General features: G+C 69.4%; 14 protein-coding genes. 9 read left to right on the top strand and 5 right to left on the bottom strand.

Translation table 11 applies throughout. From position 1 onward, the window contains the following. Positions 1-2: 2 nt before the first annotated feature. On the bottom strand, positions 3-2,600 hold the full coding sequence (locus AZC_RS00545) for a ligase-associated DNA damage response DEXH box helicase (protein ID WP_043879866.1): 2,598 nt from the start codon (positions 2,598-2,600) through the stop codon (positions 3-5). 51 nt (positions 2,601-2,651) lie between these two features. Further along, positions 2,652-3,149, bottom strand: coding sequence for a peptide deformylase (locus tag AZC_RS00540; RefSeq protein WP_012168639.1), 498 nt, complete (start codon positions 3,147-3,149; stop codon positions 2,652-2,654). A 138-nt stretch (positions 3,150-3,287) separates the two neighbouring features. Here AZC_RS00540 and AZC_RS00535 point away from each other — a divergent pair, with 138 nt between their 5' ends. From AZC_RS00535 to fghA, 4 genes are all read left to right on the top strand, one after another. Next, positions 3,288-4,553, top strand: a complete 1,266-nt coding sequence (locus tag AZC_RS00535) for an MFS transporter (RefSeq protein WP_012168638.1) — start codon at positions 3,288-3,290, stop codon at positions 4,551-4,553. 119 nt (positions 4,554-4,672) lie between these two features. Further along, complete coding sequence (locus AZC_RS00530) at positions 4,673-6,199, top strand: ATP-binding protein (RefSeq protein WP_012168637.1); 1,527 nt, start codon at positions 4,673-4,675, stop codon at positions 6,197-6,199. Positions 6,200-6,270: 71 nt separating this feature from the next. Then, positions 6,271-7,398 carry an S-(hydroxymethyl)glutathione dehydrogenase/class III alcohol dehydrogenase gene (locus tag AZC_RS00525; protein WP_012168636.1) on the top strand — a complete coding sequence of 376 codons (1,128 nt, stop codon included), beginning with the start codon at positions 6,271-6,273 and terminating at the stop codon, positions 7,396-7,398. Then, positions 7,398-8,234, top strand: a complete 837-nt coding sequence (fghA, locus tag AZC_RS00520) for an S-formylglutathione hydrolase (RefSeq protein ID WP_012168635.1) — start codon at positions 7,398-7,400, stop codon at positions 8,232-8,234. Before AZC_RS00525 ends, fghA begins: the two co-directional genes overlap by 1 nt. A gap of 163 nt (positions 8,235-8,397) precedes the next feature. Here the strand turns inward: fghA and AZC_RS00515 are convergent, their stop codons facing one another. Beyond that, entirely contained in the window at positions 8,398-9,096 is a 699-nt protein-coding gene (locus AZC_RS00515; protein WP_012168634.1) for an aspartate/glutamate racemase family protein, read from the bottom strand. A gap of 49 nt (positions 9,097-9,145) precedes the next feature. Next, the gene (locus AZC_RS00510; protein ID WP_012168633.1) at positions 9,146-11,491 is read right to left on the bottom strand and encodes a Tex family protein; all 2,346 of its coding nucleotides are present in this window, start codon (positions 11,489-11,491) and stop codon (positions 9,146-9,148) included. Between the two features lie 233 nt (positions 11,492-11,724). Between AZC_RS00510 and murD the strand changes: the two genes are divergently transcribed. Continuing rightward, positions 11,725-13,122: a UDP-N-acetylmuramoyl-L-alanine--D-glutamate ligase gene (gene murD, locus AZC_RS00505; RefSeq protein WP_043879865.1), complete on the top strand. Its 1,398-nt coding sequence runs from the start codon at positions 11,725-11,727 to the stop codon at positions 13,120-13,122. Positions 13,123-13,166: 44 nt separating this feature from the next. Here murD and AZC_RS00500 read toward each other — a convergent pair whose 3' ends face one another. After that, complete coding sequence (locus tag AZC_RS00500) at positions 13,167-13,907, bottom strand: hypothetical protein (protein ID WP_148209773.1); 741 nt, start codon at positions 13,905-13,907, stop codon at positions 13,167-13,169. A gap of 315 nt (positions 13,908-14,222) precedes the next feature. On the opposite strand from AZC_RS00500, the gene AZC_RS00495 reads away from it, so the two are divergent. From AZC_RS00495 to AZC_RS00480, 4 genes are all read left to right on the top strand, one after another. Then, the gene (locus AZC_RS00495) at positions 14,223-15,110 is read left to right on the top strand and encodes a TIGR01459 family HAD-type hydrolase (protein ID WP_043878708.1); all 888 of its coding nucleotides are present in this window, start codon (positions 14,223-14,225) and stop codon (positions 15,108-15,110) included. 110 nt (positions 15,111-15,220) lie between these two features. Then, positions 15,221-16,159, top strand: coding sequence for a bifunctional riboflavin kinase/FAD synthetase (locus tag AZC_RS00490; RefSeq protein ID WP_244421771.1), 939 nt, complete (start codon positions 15,221-15,223; stop codon positions 16,157-16,159). Between the two features lie 197 nt (positions 16,160-16,356). Further along, complete coding sequence (locus AZC_RS00485; protein WP_012168628.1) at positions 16,357-17,565, top strand: aminotransferase class I/II-fold pyridoxal phosphate-dependent enzyme; 1,209 nt, start codon at positions 16,357-16,359, stop codon at positions 17,563-17,565. A gap of 49 nt (positions 17,566-17,614) precedes the next feature. Then, complete coding sequence (locus AZC_RS00480) at positions 17,615-20,023, top strand: DNA translocase FtsK (RefSeq protein WP_043878705.1); 2,409 nt, start codon at positions 17,615-17,617, stop codon at positions 20,021-20,023. Positions 20,024-20,097: the final 74 nt, after the last annotated feature.

The following is a 20,097-nucleotide window of genomic DNA, read 5'->3' as shown; positions in this document are numbered from 1 at the left end:
CGTCACCCCATCGCCTCGCGCACCAGTTCCTCCTCGGCTTCCGCCAGAAGCGCCTCGTGGGTCTCGGGCCCGCCCACGCTCTCGCGGCCGATTTCGAGGAGGACGGGCACCGAGAGCGGCGAGACGCGCTCCAGCGGCTGGTGGACGATGTGGCCGCGGATGCGCATGAGCATGTCGGAGAGGCGGCGCACGTCGAGGAGACCGGTGGCGGCGTCGGCGCGGGCCGCGCGCAGCAGGATGTGGCCGGGCTCGTGCCGACGCAGCACGTCATAGATGAGATCGGTGGAGATGGTGACCTGCCGGCCGGTCTTCTCCTTGCCCGGAAAGCGCCGCTCGATGAGGCCGGCGATCACGGCGCAATAGCGGAAGGTGCGCTTCATCAAGGCCGATTCCGCCAGCCACGCCTCCAGATCGTCGCCCAGCATGTCCGCGTCGAACAGGGCATCCAGCGAGAGGCGGCCGTCTTTCGCCGCCGCGCCCATGTCGCCCGCCGCATAGACGGCGAGGGCATAATCGTTCGCCACGAAGCCGAGCGGCTTCAGCCGCGCCCGCTCCAGCCGGCGGGTCAGCAGCATGCCAAGCGTCTGGTGGGCAAGGCGCCCCTCAAAGGAATAAGCGACGAGATAATAGCGGCCGGAGCGGGCGAAGGTCTCCACCAGCAGTTCCTTGCGGCCCGGCAGGCGGGAGCGTTTCTTCTGCAGTTCCAGCCACTCGCGCACCTGCGCGGGCAGCGCCGCCCAGCGTGACGGGGAGGCGAGCAGCGCCCGCACGCCGGCGGCGAGGAAGGTGGAGAGCGGGAACTTGCCGCCCGCATAAGAGGGCACGCGCGGCTCGGTGGCGGTGGTGCGCGAGACATAGACCTCGTCCTCCACCATGGTCTCATAGCGCAGGATCTCGCCCGCGAAGACGAAGGTGTCGCCGGGCACGAGCGTCTCGATGAAATATTCCTCCACCTCGCCCAGCATCCGCCCGCCGAAGCGCGGCCGCCCGGCCGGGCCGGTCCTGGGCGCGCCGCGCGCGGAGACGAGGCGCACCTTCAGCATGGTGGCCTCGACGATGGTGCCCACATTCATGCGGTAGGTCTGGGCCACCTGCGGATTGGCCACCCGCCAGAGCCCGTCCTTGGTGCGGCGGATCTTGGCGAACCGCTCATAGGCGCGCAGCGCATATCCGCCGGTGGCGACGAAATCGAGCACCGCATCGAAATCCTCCCGCGACAGGGCGCGGTAGGGCGCGGCGGAGCGCACCTCGTCATAGAGCGCATCCGCCGAGAAGGGGGCGGCGCAGGCGCTGCCGAGCACGTGCTGGGCCAGCACGTCGAGCGCGCCCTCGCGCTCGGGCGGGGTATCCTGCGCGCCCGCCGCCACCGCCTCCAGCGCCGCCCGGCATTCCAGCACCTCGAAGCGGTTGGCAGGCACGAGCACGGCGCGGGAGCTTTCATCCAGCCGGTGGTTGGCGCGGCCGATGCGCTGCATGAGGCGCGACGAGCCCTTGGGCGCGCCCACATTGATCACCTGATCCACATCGCCCCAGTCGATGCCGAGATCGAGGGACGAGGTGCACACTACCCCCTTGAGCCGCCCGGCGGACATGGCCGCCTCCACCTTGCGGCGCTGCTCCACGTCCAGCGAGCCGTGGTGCAGGGCGATGGGCAGATTGTCGTCATTGATGCGCCAGAGTTCCTGGAACAGCATCTCCGCCTGCCAGCGGGTGTTCACGAAGACGAGGCTGGTGCGGTGGGCGCCGATGAGGGCGTAGATTTCCTCCAGAGCATGGAGCGCGGTGTGGCTGGCCCAGGGCATGCGCGCCTTGCTCTCCAGCATGGAGAGGTCCGGCGCCGCCCCGCCTGCCGCCACAACGAGGTCGGCCAGCGTCTCCTTCTTCGGCAAGCCGTCCGCCTGCCGCACCAGATAGCGCCTGAGATCGTCCGGCTCGGCGACGGTGGCGGAGAGGCCCACCGCCTGAAGGCCGGGCGCGATGGTGCGCAGGCGGGCGAGGGCCAGCGCCAGAAGGTCGCCGCGCTTGGAGGTGACGAGGGCGTGCAGTTCGTCCAGCACCACGCGCTTCAGGCCCGAGAACAGGAATTCCGCATCCTTGGAGGCCAGCAGCAGAGCGATCTGCTCGGGCGTGGTGAGGAGAATGTCCGGCGGGTCGCGCCGCTGGCGCTGTCGGCGGGAGGACGGCGTATCGCCGGTGCGGGTCTCCACGCGGATGGGCAGGCCCATCTCGCTGATGGGCGCTTCCAGATTGCGGGCGATGTCCACCGCCAGCGCCTTCAGCGGGGAGATATAGAGCGTGTGCAGCGGCGAGGTGCGGGGCGGCGGGGTCCGGCCCACCGGCTGGCCTTCCGCCTTTTTCGCCTTGGCCTTCGCCTTGCGGGCTTCCGGGCTGCGGGCTTCCGTCAGTTCCACCAGCGTGGGCAGGAAGCCGGCCAGCGTCTTGCCCGCGCCGGTCGGGGCGATGAGCAGCACGGAGCGGCCGGCCCGCGCCGAAGCGAGCAGGTCCAGCTGGTGCCGGCGGGGCGCCCAGCCACGCGCGGCGAACCAGCGCTGGAACACATCGGGAAGGGCGCCGTCGCGCCTTTGCGTGAGGGTCGACACGCCCACAAGATAGGCACGCGCCCCCTCGGGCGCGAGACGCGGCGGAAACGATCAGCCCGCCTTCAGCAGCTTCTCGTATTTCTTCACCACCCGCTCGCGCTTGAGGCGGGAGAGGCGCTGGATCCAGAAGATGCCGTCCAGTTGGTCGATCTCATGCTGGAGGCAGACCGAGAGCAGCCCGTCCGCCTCCACCTCGTGCCCGGTGCCGTCGAGCCCCTGAAAGGCGACGCGCACGCGCGCCGGGCGCTCCACCTCCTCCACCACGCCCGGCATGGAAACGCTTCCCTCGGGGTGGCGGCCCATCTCGGGCGAGGCCCTGAGCACGCGCGGGTTCACGTAAAAGGCAGGCGCCGTTTCGGGCAGTTCCAGCGCCACGAGACGGATCATGAGGCCGGCATGCGGGCCGGTGATGCCGATGCCCGGTGCGGCGCGCATGGTGTCCAGGAGATCCTGCGCCCGGTCCGCCAGCGCCCCGTCGAACACCGTCACCGGCTCAGCGGGCTGGCGCAGGCGCGGATCAGGAAAGCGCACGAGGTCGAGGACGGCCATGGATCAGGGCTCCGGGGGATGAGGCGGCGGCACACAAGCATGCCGTCCGCCGCTGGTCCATGGCTGGCGCCCGCAACGTGCGACTGTTGCGCGCACGCCAGCTGTCCTATGGTGGCGCCGTGCGTAGGGGAGCGTTCGATGGCGCCGACAAGATACCGCTGGTTCGTGATCTTCCTGCTCTTCGCCATCACGGTGGTGAACTATATCGACCGCGCCGCCATCGCTTATGCCATCACTGCCATGGAGCGCGATCTCGGCCTCTCGCCTGCCGCCGCGGGCAGCATCCTCGGCGCGTTCGGCGTCGGCTATGCGATCACCACCCTGCTCGGCGGCTTCGCGGTGGATCGCTACGGCGCCCGCCTCGTGCTCACCATCTCCGCCGTGCTGTGGAGCCTGTCCATCGGCGGCACCGCCATGGCCACCGGCTTTGCCAGCCTCTATGCGGCCCGCGTGCTGCTCGGCGTGTCCGAGGGGCCGAACTTCCCGGCGCTGACCGGGGCGGTGAGCCGCTGGCTCGCGCCCAACGAGCGGGCCACCGCGCTCGGCAACGCTCTGGTGGCGGTGCCAGTGGCCCTCGCCATCGGCGGGCCCATCGTCACGCAGCTTCTGGCCCATCTGGACTGGCGCACGGCCTTCGGCGTCCTGTTCGCGCTCTCCATCATGTGGGTGCCGCTCTGGCTGGTCTTCTTCCGCAACCGGCCGGAAGACTCCCGCTTCGTGAACGCTGCGGAACTCGCCCACATCCGCACGCCCGATGCGACTGGGCCCGCCAAGCCTGCGGCGGGACACGGCCCCGGCCTCGCGCGGCTGCTGCTGACCAATCCCACGCTGGTGTCCAATTACTGGGCCTTCTTCGTCTTCGGCTATTTCCTGTTCTTCTTCATGACCTGGCTGCCCAGCTATCTGGAGCAGGCCTATCATCTCAACCTGAAGCAGGTCGGCCTGTTCACCGTGCTGCCCTGGCTGGCAGCGGCGGTCGCCCTGTGGTCCATGGGCCGCTGGTCGGACCATCTGCTGCGCACCACGGGTCGCCTGCGGGTGGCGCGCTCCTATCTCATCGCCGGCTCGCAACTGGTGGCGGCGCTCGCCATCGTGCCGGTCGCACTCACGGACAATCTCGCGGTGGCTATCACCGGCATCACGGTGGCGGTGGCCGCCTCCATGGGATCTAACGCCGCTTATTATGCGGTGAATGTGGATGTGGTCCCTGAACGGGCGGCCTCGGCGCTCGGCATCATGGACTTCGCCTTCGCGCTTGCCGGCTTCCTCGCCCCCGCCATCACCGGCTGGGTGCTGGCGCTGCGGGGCTCCTTCACCGACGGCTTCGCGCTCATGGCGGCGCTGGCTCTATCCTCGGTCGTGGTCGTGCTGCTCTTCCACCATCCCGACCGCCACCGGGCCTGAGGCATCAGGCCGGACGGCCATGCGGAGGGGTGAGTTGAATCGCGGGGGCGAATCGCTATGACTGGTCCCTCGCATTCGATGGTCAAGGCAAAGCGCAGGCGCGTGGGGATCAAGAGCCGATGAAGGTTTCGATCGAGCTCGGTCTTTCCAGCCAGGGTGCCCCCGCGCCCGTTCCGATGGACCTTGAGGAGCTTCTGGCCACCCGCCTGCTGGTGCAGGGCAATTCCGGCTCCGGCAAGTCGCATCTGCTGCGCCGCCTGCTGGAACAGAGCGCGCCCTGGGTGCAGCAGGCGGTGATCGACCCGGAAGGCGACTTCGTCTCGCTGGCCGAGAAGTACGGCCATGTGGTCGTTGACGCTTCCCGCAACGAAAGCGACCTCCACCGCATTGCCAGCCGCGTGCGCCAGCACCGCGTTTCCGTCGTGCTGGACATGGAGGGCCTCGACAGCGAGCAGCAGATGCGCGCCGCCGCCGCCTTCCTCGGCGGCCTGTTCGATGCCGAGCGCGACCACTGGTATCCCATGCTGGTGGTGGTGGACGAGGCCCAGCTGTTCGCCCCCGCCGCCGGCGGCGAGGTATCGGACGAGACCCGAAAGGCCTCCCTCGGCGCCATGACCAACCTCATGTGCCGGGGCCGCAAGCGCGGCCTTGCCGGGGTCATCGCCACCCAGCGCCTCGCCAAGCTCGCCAAGAACGTGGCGGCGGAAGCCTCCAACTTCCTCATGGGCCGCACCTTCCTCGACATCGACATGGCTCGCGCCGCCGACCTGCTGGGCATGGAGCGCCGGCAGGCGGAGATGTTCCGCGATCTCATGGCGGGGCACTTCGTGGCCCTCGGCCCGGCCCTCTCCCGCCGGCCGCTGCCGGTGAAGATCGGTTCGGTCGAGACCGGCGCCCGCTCGGTGACGCCCAAGCTCCTGCCCCTGCCGGATGCTCCGGCCGAGAACATGCAGGAGCTCATCTTCACCGCCGCGCCGGACGAGGACGAGCGCCTGCCGCCCCCTCCCCGCCGCGCGCCGGCCCCGGTGCCCACCGAGAACATCCTCTCCCAGCTCGCCCGCGCCACCCGCGAGGCCCCGGTGCAGGCGGGCCCCGCCGCGCCCACCATGAGCCCGGAAGAGCGGCAGGCGGCCATCGACCAAGCGTTGAAGGAAATCCTCTCCGATCCGGAAGCCGGCTTCCGCACGGCGGCGGTGCTCTATCAGGACTTTCTGGTCCGCTGCCGCATCCGCAAGGTGGCGGGCGAGGCCCTGAGCCTGCGTGCCTTCCGCCGCCGGCTCGCCATCGCCCATGCGGGCATCGACAGCGGCGAGCTGGAGAAGGAAGATTCGCCCTGGGGCGAGGTCATCTCCATGGCAGGCCAACTGCCGGAGGACATGCAGAGCGTGTTCCTCGTGCTCGCCCGCGCCGCCCATGACGGCAAGCCCTGCCCTTCGGATGCCGGCGTCGCCCACGCTTATGGCACGCGCTCGCTGGGGCGCGCGCGGCGGCTGCTGGCCTACATGGAAGAACAGGGCGCCATCGTCTGCCGCACCGATGGTCGCGGCCAGCGCATCATCGCCATTCCGGGCCTGGCCTGGGAGACGGCGCCCGGCGATCCCAACGCCCCGCATGAGACGGTTTCCCGTAGCGAAGCTGCGGAGTAGAACCACCCGAGCCGCCCCAAGAATCGACGAATCGTGGCGCCCTGCGTCGCGATCAACGCCAGAGGTCTGTCATGAAGTCGCGCGCCGCTGTCGCCTGGGAAGCCAAGAAGCCGCTCACCATCGAAACCATCGAGATCGGCGGGCCGAAGGCCGGCGAGGTGCTGGTGGAGATCATGGCCACCGGCGTCTGCCACACCGACGCCTACACGCTCGACGGCCTGGATTCCGAGGGCAAGTTCCCCGCCATCCTCGGCCATGAGGGCGCGGGCATCGTGCGCGAGGTGGGCGCCGGTGTCACCACGCTGAAGGTGGGCGACCACGTGATCCCGCTCTACACGCCCGAGTGCCGGCAGTGCAAAACCTGCCTCTCCCAACGCTCGAACCTGTGCACCTCCATCCGCGCCACGCAGGGCCAGGGCCTGATGCCCGACCGCACCTCGCGCTTCTCCTGCGAACCCGTGAATGGTCGAGGCGGCGAGATCTTCCATTACATGGGCTGCTCGACCTTCTCGAACTTCACCGTGCTGCCGGAGATCGCGCTGGCCAAAGTCCGCGAGGACGCCCCCTTCGACAAGATCTGCTACATCGGCTGCGGCGTCACCACCGGCATCGGCGCGGTGGTCTACACCGGCAAGGTGTGGCCGGGTGCCAATGTCGCGGTGTTCGGCCTCGGCGGCATCGGCCTCAACGTGATCCAGGGTGCCCGCATGGTGGGCGCCGACAAGATCATCGGCATCGACATCAACCCGGCCAAGGTGGAGATGGCGAAGAAGTTCGGCATGACCGACTTCATCAATCCGCTGGAGGTGGGCTCCGACAAGGTGGTCTCGGCCATCCAGGACCTGACCGACGGCGGCGCCGACTTCACCTTCGACTGCACCGGCAACGTCACCGTGATGCGCCAGGCGCTGGAAGCCTGCCATCGCGGCTGGGGCACCTCCATCGTCATCGGCGTGGCGCCGGCGGGGGCGGAAATCTCCACCCGTCCGTTCCAGCTCGTCACCGGCCGCAACTGGCGCGGCTCCGCCTTCGGCGGCGCGCGCGGGCGCACGGACGTGCCGAAGATCGTGGACTGGTACATGGAGGGGAAGATCAACATCGATGATCTCATCACCCACACCATGCCACTCGACGAGATCAACACCGCCTTCGACCTGATGCACGAGGGCAAGTCCATCCGCTCGGTGGTGATCTACTGATGGAGACCCTCTCCACGGCGAAGTCCCACGGCGGCGTGCAGGGGGTGTACCGGCACGTCTCCGAGGCCACCGGAACCGAGATGACCTTCGCCGTCTTCGTGCCGCCGCAGGCGGCGCGGGGACCGGTGCCGGTGCTCTGGTATCTCTCCGGCCTCACCTGCACCCATGCCAATGTCATGGAGAAGGGCGAGTACCGGGCCGCCGCCGCCGCGCATGGCCTGATGATCGTGTGCCCGGACACCTCCCCGCGCGGCCCCGGCGTGCCGGACGAGCCGGACAACTGGCAGTTCGGCTGCGGCGCCGGCTTCTATGTGGATGCCACGCAGGCGCCTTACGCCGCCAACTACCGCATGGCGAGCTATGTGCGCGACGAACTGCCCGCGCTGGTGGCCAGACACTTCCCGGCGGACATGGCGCGGCAGGGCATCTTCGGCCATTCCATGGGCGGCCACGGCGCGCTCACGCTGGCGCTGAAGAACCCGGACCGCTACCGGAGCTGCTCGGCCTTCGCCCCCATCGTCCAGCCCGCGACGGCAGGCTGGTCGCAGCCGGCGTTCGAGAAATATCTCGGGGCCGATCCCGCCGCGTGGCGGGCCTATGACGCCACCGCCTTGATCGCGGACGGCGCGCGCTTTCCCGGCTTTCTCGTGGATCAGGGATCGGCGGACCCCTTCCTCACCACCGGGCTGCGGCCCGGCCTGCTGGAAGTCGCCTGCCAGGAGGCGGGCATCCCCCTCACGCTCCACATGCGCGAGGGCTATGACCACTCCTATTACTTCATCTCCACCTTCATGCCGGACCACATCGCCTGGCACGCGGAGCGGCTGAAGGGGTGAGGATCAATGGAGGGGGCGCTTTTGCGGAGGCCGCGTGTACCCCCCTCCCCATCCCTCCCCCACAAGGGGGGAGGGGGTTAACGGACGGACCCCAGAGCCCTCCCCCCTTGTGGGGGAGGGTTGGGAGGGGGGGTAGAACGGCCGGGGCCGCAGAGCCCGCACCTCACCCCAGCGCAAACGCCACCGCCGCCTCCGCGTGAAGCGCCGTCGTGTCGAACAGCGGCACGGTGCTGTCCTCCGGTTTCACCAGCAGCATGATCTCCGTGCAGCCGAGGATCACCGCCTCCGCACCCCGAGCGACGAGGCGGGCAATGACGGCCCGGTAGGCCTCCCGCGAAGCCGCCTCGATGCGGCCCTGCACCAGTTCCTCATAGATGATGCGGTGGACCACCGCCCGATCCTCCGCCTCCGGCACCAGCACGTCGAGCCCGTGGCGGGCGGCAAGGCGGCCCTTGTAGAAGTCCTGTTCCATGGTGAAGGCGGTGCCCAGCAGGCCGACGCGCGTCAGGCCGGCGGCCTTGACGCGCGCGGCGGTGGGATCGGCAATATGGAGCAGAGGCACGCCGACCGCGCCCGCCACCTCGCCCGCCATGCGGTGCATGGTGTTGCTGCAGATGAGGAGGACATCCGCGCCGCCCCGTTCCAGCCGGCGGGCGGCATCCACCATGAGCGCCGTTGCCGCGTCCCAGTCGCCGGCGGCCTGAAGCGCTTCCACTTCCGCGAAGTCGAAGGACCACATCAGGCAGCGCGCGGAGGCAACCCCGCCGAGGCGCGCCCGCACCGCCTCATTGATGAGCCGATAATATTCTGCCGAGCTCTCCCAGCTCAGCCCGCCGATGAGGCCGATCACCTTCTGCGCCATGCCGCCTCCATCCGTGTATGAGGTGAGGGCGGCGCGAACCGCCCCCCCTTCAGTTGCCCTTGCGCTTCATGGCTTCCGCCAGCGCGGCGGCGAGCGCGCCGTCGGCGGGCGGGGCATTGCGGCGGCCGTCATTGCCCGGCTTCGGGCCGGCGGTGAACTTGCCGCCGGGCAGCGGGCGGCCCTGCGGCGGCCCGCCCTGCGGACGGGCGGCGCGCACCTCGCCGCCATCCTTGCGCATGGACAAGGCGATGCGCTTCCTCGCCACATCCACCTCCACCACGCGCACCTTCACGATGTCGCCGGCTTTCACCACCTCGTGCGGGTCCTTCACGAACCGGTCCGCCAGCGCCGAGACGTGCACCAGCCCGTCCTGATGGACGCCGATGTCCACGAAGGCGCCGAAGGCGGCGACGTTCGTCACCGTGCCTTCCAGCAGCATGCCCGGCTTCAGGTCGGACATCGTGTTCACGCCCTCCATGAAGGTGGCGGTCCTGAACTCCGGGCGCGGGTCGCGGGCCGGCTTCTCCAGCTCGGAGAGAATGTCGCGCACGGTGGGCAGGCCGAAGCGCTCGTCCACGAAGACGGCGGGATCGAGCCGCTTCAGCGTCGCGCTGTCGCCCATGAGGCTGCGGATGTCACGGCCGCAGGCGGAGATGATCTTCTTCGCGAGCCCATAGGCTTCCGGATGCACGCTTGAGGCGTCCAGCGGCTCGGTGCCGCCGGTGATGCGCAGGAAGCCGGCGCACAGTTCGAAGGTGCGCGGGCCGAGGCGGGCGACCTTCAGCAGTTCCTTGCGGTTGGCGAACGCCCCCACCTGATTGCGATGGGCAACGATAGCCTCCGCCAGCGAGGCACCAAGGCCCGAGATGCGCGAGAGCAAAGGCGCGGAGGCGGTGTTGAGATCGACGCCCACCGCATTCACCGCGTCTTCCACCACCGCGTCGAGGCTTTTGGCGAGGCGGTTCTGGTCCACGTCATGCTGGTACTGGCCGACGCCGATGGATTTCGGTTCGATCTTCACCAGTTCCGCCAGCGGGTCCTGAAGGCGGCGTGCGATGGAGACGGCGCCGCGCAGCGACACGTCGAGGTCCGGCATTTCGGCCGCTGCAAGCGCGGAGGCGGAATAGACCGAGGCGCCGGCCTCGCTCACCACCACGGTCCGCGGCTTGGTGCCGGGAAGCTTGGCGATCACATCGGCGGCGAACTTCTCCGTCTCGCGGCTCGCGGTGCCGTTGCCGATGGCGATCAGCTCCACCTGATGCTTGACGATGAGGCGCGCCAGCTCGGCGCTCGCGCCGGCAATGTCGTTGCGCGGCTGGAAGGGATAGAGGGTCGAGGTGCCGAGAAGCTTGCCCGTGCCGTCCACCACCGCCACTTTCACGCCGGTGCGGATGCCGGGATCAAGCCCGATGGTGGTGCGCGAGCCGGCCGGGGCGGCCAGCAGCAGATCCTTGAGATTGCGGGCGAAGACGCGGATCGCCTCCTCTTCCGCCTTCTCGGTCATGGCGGTCATGAGGTCGATGGAGAGGTGGAGCGAGAGCTTCACCCGCCACGCCCAGCGCGCCACATCGCGCAGGAACGCATCGCCCGGCCCGCCGCCCACGGGGCCGACATTGACGGAGGCGGCGATCATCCGCTCCACCGGCTTCACCGGAGAGGCGTCGTCCCAGTCCACCTCGATGTCGAGAGTCAGGAACTCCTCATTGCGCCCGCGCAGCATGGCCAGCGCGCGGTGGCTGGGCACGGTCGCCCATTTCTCCCAATGGTCGAAATAATCGCGGAACTTGGCGCCCGCCTCCTCCTTGCCCGCCACCACCTTGGAGACGATGCGGGCATTGGCCTGAAGGTGTCCGCGCAGGCGGCCCACGAGATCGGCATTCTCGGCGAACATCTCCACCAGAATGTCGCGGGCGCCGTCGAGGGCCGTCTTCACGTCCGGCACCTCCTCTTTCAGGAAGCCCTGCGCCAGGACGGACGGCTCCTTCGTGCGGTCGGCGAGGATGGCTTCGGCTAGCGCTCCGAGCCCGCGCTCGCGGGCGATTTCCGCCTTGGTGCGGCGCTTGGGCTTGTAGGGGAGGTAGAGGTCTTCCAGCTCCGCCTTGGTGCCGGCGGCGCGGATCTTCGCGGCCAGTTCGTCGGTGAGCTTGCCCTGCGTCTCGATGGACTGGAGCACGCTGGCGCGCCGCGCCTCCAGCTCGCGCAGATAGGAGAGGCGCTCCTCCAGCGTGCGCAGCTGGGTGTCGTCGAGGCCGCCGGTCACTTCCTTGCGGTAGCGGGCGATGAAGGGAACCGTCGCGCCTTCATCCAGCAACCCCACCGCCGCCACCACCTGCGCGGGCTTTGCGGCGATCTCGCCGGCGATGATGCGGGCGATGTCGGCAGAGGGTGCGGCCATGAAGAAGTCCTTGAGCTTATGTGTCGCGGCAAAGGGAAATGCCGCGATTCTGCTGTGCCTGCCAAATGCGGCGCCGCTCGGGTCGGCGGCTCCGTCATCCTGCGAACTCGACGGCGGCGCGCAAGACGGTATTCTCCCGGCCGCTTCGCACGGTGGCCCGCGCCCCGCTGCACCACGACACTCACCGGCGCCGCATCCCTCGCGGGGCCGTCAGCTTTCGGATGTTCGGCGTCATGATTCCCGTCAGCACTTTCAAGGACCGCCGGGTGGCGGTGTTCGGCCTCGGCGGCTCGGGCCTTGCGACCGCGCAGGCGCTCCTTGCCGGTGGCGCGGAGGTGATCGGCTGGGATGACGGCGAGGCGGGCCGCAAGAAGGCAGAGGCCGCCGGCATCACGGTTTCGGATTTGCACGAGGCGGACTGGTCGGGCTTTGCCGCTCTGGTGCTGGCGCCCGGCGTGCCGCTCACCCATCCGACCCCGCACTGGACGGTCGGGCTGGCGCAGGCGGCCGGCGTCGAGATCATCGGCGACATCGAACTCTTCTGCCGCGAGCGCCGAGCACTGAAGCCCACCGCGCCTTTTGCCGCCATCACCGGCACCAACGGCAAGTCCACCACCACCGCCCTGCTCTCGCACCTCATGAAGGTGGGCGGGCGTGATGTGCAGATGGGCGGCAACATTGGCACCGCCATCCTCTCGCTGGAGCCGTTCAAGGCCGGGCGGGTGCATGTGGTCGAGTGCTCCTCCTACCAGATCGACCTGGCCCCCGGCCTTGATCCCTCCGTCGGCATCCACCTCAACCTGACGCCCGACCATATCGACCGGCATGGCACCTTCGAGCATTACGGCGCGGTGAAGGAACGCCTCATCGCCGGCGTGCAGCCGGGCGGCACCGCCGTGGTGGGCGTCGATGACGCGCCGTCCGCCGCCATCGCGGACCGGGCCGAGGCTGCCGGCATCCACGTCGTGCGCATCTCGGTGAAGCAGCCGCTGGCGGACGGCATCTGGCTCGACGGCGAGACGCTGGTGGTGAGCGAGAAGGGTGCGGAGGTCTTCCGCCTGCCGCTCACCGGCATCGGCTCGCTGCGCGGCGCGCACAATGCGCAGAACGCCGCCGCCGCCATGGCCGCCGCGCGGGGCCTCGGCCTTGCCTATGAGGTAATCGCGGTAGGGATGCAGCGCTTCCCCGGCCTCGCCCATCGCATGGAGCAGGTGGGCACGCGGGGCAAGGTGCTGTTCGTCAACGACAGCAAGGCCACCAATGCGGATGCGGCCGAGCGGGCGCTGGCCAGCTTCTCCGACGTCTTCTGGATCGCAGGCGGCAAGCCCAAGGCGGGCGGCATCACGCCGCTGAAGCCCTTCTTCCCGCGCGTGCGCAAGGCCTATCTCATCGGCGAGGCGGCGGCGGACTTTGCCGCCACCCTGGGCGATGTGCCCCATGAGGTGGTGGGCACACTGGACAGGGCCGTCGCTGCTGCCGCGCGGGATGCGGCGGCCTCAAGCCTCGACCATCCCGTGGTGCTGCTCTCGCCCGCCTGCGCCAGCTTCGACCAGTATCCGAACTTCGAGGTGCGCGGCGATGCCTTCCGCCATCTGGTGGAGGAACTGCCGCAGGAGACCGCTCCGGCCTGATCCCGAGGGCGGGCGGAGCGGCCTTCACCAGATCCGGCCCCGTGCTAGCGCGGGGTGATCTTCTGGTAGGTGTTCTTCAGGTCGTCCTGCAGCACCGTCGCCTTGCCGTTTGCGGACAGGATCAGGTCCTGCGCCGGCGTCTTCATGGCATAGGTCCAGCCCGCGGGCAGCTTCAGCTTCGCGCCGAGGCCGGGCAGGTCGGCATAGGTGAGCTTGGGGTCCACGATCTGGGCATAGGACTGCATCACATAGACCGACCCGTCCGGTGAGGTCAGCTCGAACACCGGCTTGCCGGCGTCGAAGCGATAGACGGTGCTGCGGTCGATGGCCCTTTCCTGATAGGGCTTGTCGTGCAGTTCGGCCAAGGTGAGCTGCACTTCGGCGCGCTTTTCCAGCGTGATGCCGTTGACGGTCACCACTTCGCCCTTGGCGGTGGCACCGGACGCAATGATCTGGTCCATGAGGAAAAAGCGCGGCCCGTTGCGCGCCGTATAGAGCGCGTCGAAGGCCTTGCGCAGTTCGCCGTCGGTGAGGCCGTCCCAATTGGCCTGCGGGCAATCGCTGTGGCCCAGCGTGTTGAACACCTGGGCGCTGACGCCGTTGAGGCCGATGGACATGGGCAGCAGCTCGCAATAGCGCACGTCGCGCAGCGGCCCCGATCCCGACCCCTGACGGGCGGCCGCAGGGGCCGGTGCTGCCGGGGCCGGCTGGGCGTGGACCGGCGGAGCGGCAATGAGCACAGCCGCAAGGCCGGCAAGTACGCAGGCCCCGGTGCGCAGCGCCACGGCACGACGGCGCTCGGGTCCACGTCTGTCGGTCCAAGCCGGGGCTGATATGCGAAGACCCATCACTGTTCGTCTCCCTTACAAATCCGCGGGGATGCTATCCCCCGGCGGGGAGATGAAAAGGGTCGGAGCCGATGGGGCCAGAAAAGAAGCGGCATGCACCCGCCGCGCCTGACGTGTCTCCCAGCGCAAGGCGGATGTGCGCGGCTGGGCCTTGTGAAGCCGGGCGCGGCGTGGCACCTCACCGGCGCGCCGGGGCGGTCGTTGCGCCGCGGCACGGGCAGCCCCCTGCCCCCGCGCCGAGGAGATGGGTTCATGAATGACGTCGCGCCGCCCCGGAGTGCCCTGCCGCTCCTGTCCGGCTTTTCCGAGATCGCCGGCAACTACGATCTCATCCTGTGCGACGTCTGGGGCGTGATCCACAACGGCGTCTCCGCCTTCCCCGCCGCGTGCCACGCGCTGGAGCAGGTGCGCGCGACGGGGGCGAGCGTCTTCCTCGTGTCCAATGCGCCGCGCCCCAACGCGTTCGTCATGGCCATGCTGGATGGCATGGGCGTGCCACGCACCTCCTATGACGGCATCGTCACCTCCGGGGACGTCACGCGCAGCGTACTGGCCGATCGGCCCGGCGCCCGCATGTTCCACCTCGGCCCGGCCCGCGATCTCGGCACCTATGAGGGGCTCGACCTTGTCCACACGCCGCTCGGCGAGGCGGAGCTGGTGGTCTGCACCGGCCTCCTCAATGACGATGTGGAGACGCCGGACGACTACCGGCCCATGCTGGAGCAGATGCGCGCCCGCGACCTCGCCTTCGTGTGCGCCAATCCCGACATCGTCGTGGAGCGGGGCGACCGGCTCATCTATTGCGCCGGCGCTATCGCGCAGCTCTATGACGAACTGGGCGGCAGCAGCCTCTATTGCGGCAAGCCCCACCCGCCCATCTATGCGGAAGCCCTCAAGCGGACCCTGACCGTGCGCGACAGCGTGCCCGTTCCCTCCCGCATCCTTGCCATCGGCGATGCCCTGCGCACGGACGTGACGGGCGCAGCAGGCGCCGGCTTCGACAGCCTGTTCATCTCCAGTGGCATCCACGCCATCGAGCTGCGTTCGGAACATGGCGCGCCGCCGGACATGGAGCTGGTGGAGCAGCTCTTCGCCGCCGGACCGAGGCCCAATGCCGTGATGCCCCGGCTCTCCTGGTAGTTGCGCACCCCCGGCTCCGGATCGCCGCCCGCGCTTGACGGGGGCAGCCCCGTGGGCCAAGGGTGACATCCCTTCCCCGAGCCGGCCGGTTGCCGATGCCCGCGTCCCAGTTGTCCTTTCAAGTCGTTCAAGGCATCCGGCCGCTGCCGGAGCCGCTCGCGCGCCCGGTGCTCGCCATCGGCAATTTCGACGGCGTGCATCGCGGCCATCAGGCGGTCATCGCGACGGCCCGCGCCATGGGCGCGCGCCTCGGCCGGCCGACTCTGGCCCTGACGTTCGAGCCGCATCCGCGCTCCTTCTTCCAGCCCAGCGTGCCGCTGTTCCGCCTGACGCCCGCGCGCGAGAAGCTTGACGCGCTCGAGGCGACGGGCCTTGCGGGCGCGATCGTCCTCCCGTTCGATGGCACGCTCGCGGCGCTGAGCGCCGAGGCGTTCGTGGCCGAGGTGCTCGTGGGCACCTTCGGCATCGCGGGGGCGGCCGTCGGCTTCGACTTCCATTTCGGCAAGGCCCGGTCCGGCTCTCCCGCCTTCCTGAAGGAGCAGGGCGCGCAGCACGGCTTTCCGGTCGAGGTGGTGGAAGCGCTCCTGGAAGCCGACGACACCATCTCCTCGACCGCCATCCGGCGCGCCCTGGAATCCGGCCAGGTGGGCCACGCCGCCCACATGCTGGGACGGCACTGGTCCCTGCGTTCCGTGGTCATCCATGGCGACAAGCGTGGGCGGGATCTCGGCTATCCGACGGCGAACCTCGCGCTTCCGGAAGAGATTCAACTCGCCTTCGGCATCTATGCCGTTAAGCTCACCGTTGACGGTATTCCGCATGATGCCGTTGCAAGTTACGGGCGCCGTCCGACGTTCGACAACGGGCGCGCCCTGCTTGAAGTCCACATCTTCGACTTCTCGGGCGATCTCTATGGCCGAGAGGTGGAAGTGGCCTTTCACGGCTATCTGCGTCCGGAGCTCAAATTCTCCAGCGTGGACGAGCTGGTGCGGCAGATGGATGCGGACAGCCGCGCCGCCCGCGCCATTCTGGCGGCTTCGGGAAGCTGACGGCCTCACGCCGCCCTCCCGCATGTGTGGAGATTGATCCGCCCGGTTGAACCGGCCGGGGCGGTGAACCAGTCTCCAGACATGGATAGACACCGTTTCTCCGATCGGACCGCCCGGTCTGATCGGAGCGTGCCTAACGAACATTGGCCGGGTTAGGCCCCTCTTAACCTTGCCTGAAGCACTCTCTGGCGAACCTGATGCCCGACACCATGCCCACATCCGCGACCACACCCTCCGATGACCGCCGGTCGCCCTTCGTGCGCCTCGCGGATCTGCTCGCCGGTATCGAGCCTGGCCGTCCACCGCTGATCGCGGCCGTGGGCGAACCGCAGCATGCGTTTGCCGACTTCGTGGCGTCCGCCCTCCACGACACGCTGGAAGGCTTCGGCCGCTATCCGCGCCAGGAGGGCACGCCGGAGTTCCGCGCCGCCGTCGCTGAATGGCTGGGCAAGCGCTACACCCTCGCCCGCCCCGTCGACCCGGATCGGGAAGTGCTGGCGCTGAACGGCTCGCGCGAGGGCCTCGTGAGCGCCACCTTCATCGCCCGCCGCCGGGGGCCGGAGCGCAAGGGCGCGCCCATCGTCCTCGTGCCGAACCCGCTCTATGCCGCCTACCGCGCCGGTGCGGAACTCGCCGGCTGCGAAGTGGTGCCCATGCCCACCACCCGCGAGAGCGGCTGGCTGCCCGATCTCGACGCGCTGGACCCGGCGCTGCTCGACCGGGCCGTGGTGCTGTTCCTGGCCTCGCCGGCCAATCCGCAGGGCGCCGTCGCCTCGCGCGAATATCTCACCCGGCTCATGGAGATGACCCGTCGCCACGGCGTCTATCTGTTTGCCGACGAATGCTATTCGGAAATCTATCTTGAGGAAGAGAAGCCCACGGGCGTCCTCGAGGTGGCCGAGGGCAATTTCTCCGGCATCCTCTCCTTCAACTCGCTGTCCAAGCGCTCGTCGCTGCCGGGCCTGCGCGTCGGCTTCGTGGCCGGCGACCCGGTGTTCCTGCGCGACTTTCTCGCCTTCCGCGGCATCGCCTGCCCGCAGGTCCCCGAGCCGCTCCAGGCGGTCGCCGTGGCCGCGCTTCAGGACGAGGCGCACGTGATCGCCTCGCGCATGCTCTACAAGTCCAAGTTCGACATCGCCGACCGCCTCCTCCACAAGCGCTTCGGATACAAGCGGCCGGACGGCGGCTTCTTCCTGTGGCTCGACGTCTCGGACGCCGGCGGTGGCGAGGCGGCCGCCCTGCGCCTGTGGAAGGAGCAGGGGCTGCGCACGGTTCCGGGCGGCTATCTCGCCTCCCGCGACCTCACCGGCCACAATCCCGGCGAGCCCTACCTGCGCGTCGCCATGGTCCACGATCTCACCACGAGCGAAGAGGTGCTGAACCGCCTCATCGCCGGCCTGTCCTGAGGAGAGCGCGCTGATGCCCGTCCGCCGTCGTTCCGCGTCTGCACTGACGATGCGCGCGCATGGCGGGGGCATGGACTTCATTCCGGAGAGCGTCCGCCTCGCCATCCGCCGCCGGTCTTCCGAGATCTGCGGCGTGGTGGTGCTTGGCGCCGCCGCCTTCGCGCTCCTGTCGCTGATGACCTGGTCGGCCTCCGACCCGAGCCTGTCCAACGCCACCAACGCCAAGGTGAGCAACCTGCTGGGCCGGCCCGGCGCGGTGCTGGCCGATCTGCTGATGCAGCTCTTCGGCCTCGCCTCGCTCGCCATCATCCTGCCGCTCGCCATCTGGGGCTGGCGGCTGCTGACCTTCCGCCCGCTCAAGGGCGAGAAGCTGCGCATCGTCGCCCTCACCTTCGGGGCGCTCGGCACCAGCGCCTTCCTCGGCGCTTTGCCGGCCTTCGGCGCCTGGCCCATGCCCACCGGCCTCGGCGGCGTGATGGGCGATCTCATTCCGCGCCTGTTCCTGCTGCTCACCGGCAGCTTCGGCTCCTTCCTCGAATCCGCCGTCACCGGCCTTCTCGGTGGCACGCTGGCGCTCGCCGGCCTCTATGTGGCCTGCCGCCCCAATCCGCCGGAAGACGAGGCGGAAGAGGTGGACGAGCCCTACGACGCCGAAGAGGTGGAGCGCGGGGCGATGATCTCGCTGGGCGCCCTCACCCACACCTTCCTCTCGCTCAAGGCCCGCCTCTCTGGGCGCCGCCGGTCGCGCACCTATGTGCCGAGCACGCCGGCCGCGCGCGGGCCGGTCGTCGCCGGCGGCCGCATGGAGCCGCGCTTCGCGGCGAGCGCCCCCGCGCCCGTGGTGCCCGAAGCGCCCGTGCCCGACGAAGAGACCTATGTGGCGCCGCCCCCGCGCAGCCGCAGCCACGGCAAGCGCGTGCCGGTGGCCATGCCCGGCCGGCGCGGCTTCTACGAACTGCCCGACCTCGGCCTCCTCGCCGCGCCTCCCCCCTCCAAGGGGCCGACCATGTCGGCGGAAGCTCTGCAGGACACCGCCAAGCTGCTTGAAAGCACGCTGGAGGACTTCGGCGTGCGCGGCGAGATCGTGCAGGTCCGCCCCGGCCCCGTGGTGACGCTCTACGAGCTGGAGCCGGCGCCCGGCATCAAGTCCTCCCGCGTCATCGGGCTGGCCGACGACATCGCCCGCTCCATGAGCGCCATCTCGGCCCGCGTCGCCGTGGTGCCCGGCCGCAATGCCATCGGCATCGAGCTGCCCAACCAGCGCCGCGACAAGGTCCTGCTGCGCGAACTGCTCTCCACCAAGGACTTCTCCGAGAACGGCCAGAAGCTCGCCATCGCGCTCGGCAAGACCATCGGCGGCGAGCCGGTGATCGTCGATCTCGCCCGCATGCCGCACCTGCTGGTGGCCGGCACCACCGGCTCGGGCAAGTCGGTGGCCATCAACACCATGATCCTGTCGCTGCTCTACCGGCTGCCGCCGGATCAGTGCCGCCTGATCATGGTGGACCCCAAGATGCTGGAACTCTCCGTCTATGACGGCATCCCGCACCTGCTCGCCCCCGTCGTCACCGACCCCAAGAAGGCGGTCGTGGCGCTCAAGTGGGCGGTCCGGGAGATGGAGGACCGCTACAAGAAGATGTCCAAGCTCGGCGTGCGCAACATCGACGGCTTCAATGCCCGTGTGGCGGATGCCCAGAAGCGCGGCGAATCGCTGGCCCGCACCGTGCAGACGGGCTTCGACCACGAGACGGGCGAAGCCATCTACGAGCGCGAGGAGATGGAGCTGGGGCCGCTGCCCTACATCGTCATCATCGTGGACGAGATGGCGGACCTGATGCTGACCGCCGGCAAGGACATCGAGGGCGCCATCCAGCGGCTCGCCCAGATGGCCCGCGCCGCCGGCATCCACCTCGTGATGGCGACCCAGCGCCCGTCCGTGGACGTCATCACCGGCACCATCAAGGCCAATTTCCCCACCCGCATTTCCTTCCAGGTCACGTCGAAGATCGACAGCCGCACCATCCTCGGCGAGATGGGCGCCGAGCAGCTCCTCGGCCAGGGCGACATGCTCTACATGGCCGGCGGCGGCCGCATCAGCCGCGTGCACGGCCCGTTCGTGTCGGACGAGGAAGTCGAGCACGTGGTGCGCCACCTCAAGGCGCAGGGCGCGCCGGACTATGTGGACGCCGTGACCGCCGACTTCGACGAGGATGGCGACGAGGACGGCGCCGTGTTCGACAAGAGCGGCATGGGCGAGGGCGGCGACATCTACTCGCAGGCCGTCGCCGTGGTGCTCCGGGACAAGAAGTGCTCCACCTCCTACATCCAGCGGCGTCTCCAGATCGGCTACAACCGCGCGGCCTCGCTGGTGGAACGGATGGAGAAGGAAGGCCTCGTCGGCCCCGCCAACCATGCCGGCAAGCGCGAGATCCTCGTCACCGACGAGGCCGCCGAATAGGCGCCCGGCCCGCTTCCCCGACACAGGATCGCCATAGGGAATGGGTAGCCAGCTCAGGCTGCCACCGCCGGAAC

This window comes from Azorhizobium caulinodans ORS 571 (assembly GCF_000010525.1).
GTDB lineage: Bacteria > Pseudomonadota > Alphaproteobacteria > Rhizobiales > Xanthobacteraceae > Azorhizobium > Azorhizobium caulinodans.
This window is presented reverse-complemented; position numbering and strand designations above follow the sequence as displayed.